Here is a 782-nt window from a genome sequence, read left to right as displayed (position 1 = left end):
TGCTTTCACGACACTTAATGATGAGATTGTCGATGTAAGAGACAGTATCCTTGTTAAGCAAGAAGAAGAGGTGACGTCAAGTCGTAGTCTTCGTGCGGGGGGATCGGGTGTTATCACTATAGGTAAGGCAGCAGGCGGTACGGAAGTAAGTATTCTTAACAATGAAGGTAAGGAACGGACACTTACCGGTGTGAGTACTGGTGAACTTTCAGAAAGTTCAACGGATGCGGTTAATGGTTCGCAGCTTTTTACAACCAATAAAAATGTTACTAAGGTTGCTGAGCATACAGCGAAATATTTTGGCGGAGGTGCCAAGTATGAGAGTGAAGCGTGGACAGATCCAAGTTTCAAGGTTAAGACCGTTAAGGAAGATGGTAGTGATGTTGAAGAGCAGAGCTATGCAAGTGTTGCGGAAGCCTTTGAGGGTGTAGGTAATTCTTTCCAGAACATTCATAAAGAGATTACACAAAGCAATACGGCGGTTACTGAAAACATTAAGCAGAATGCGTTGATGTGGGGTGAGAAAGAGGGAGCTTTTGTAGCCTTGCATGGAGAAGAAAATAGCAAAAGCAACAGCAAGATTAAGTATCTTGCGAATGGAGATATTTCTAAAGACTCAAGTGATGCGGTTAATGGCTCACAACTCTATTCCATGAATAAGATGTTTGCGACCTATTTTGGTGGAGGAGCTGGATATAATGATGATGGAAACTGGACCGCTCCCACTTTCAAGGTTAAGACTGTTAAGGAAGATGGCAAGGATGAAGAGAAGAGCTATACTG

The 782-nt window shown here is 42.8% G+C and carries 1 pseudogene; it reads left to right on the top strand.

The features are described 5' to 3' along the window. Positions 1-782 (top strand): annotated as a pseudogene (locus ACFINZ_RS10505) (hypothetical protein); the annotation flags it as partial.

Source organism: Bartonella sp. AA81SXKL (genome assembly GCF_042196945.1).
Classification (GTDB): Bacteria; Pseudomonadota; Alphaproteobacteria; order Rhizobiales; family Rhizobiaceae; genus Bartonella.
The sequence above is the reverse complement of the archived record's forward strand: the minus strand, read 5'-3'. Positions and strand labels throughout refer to the sequence as shown.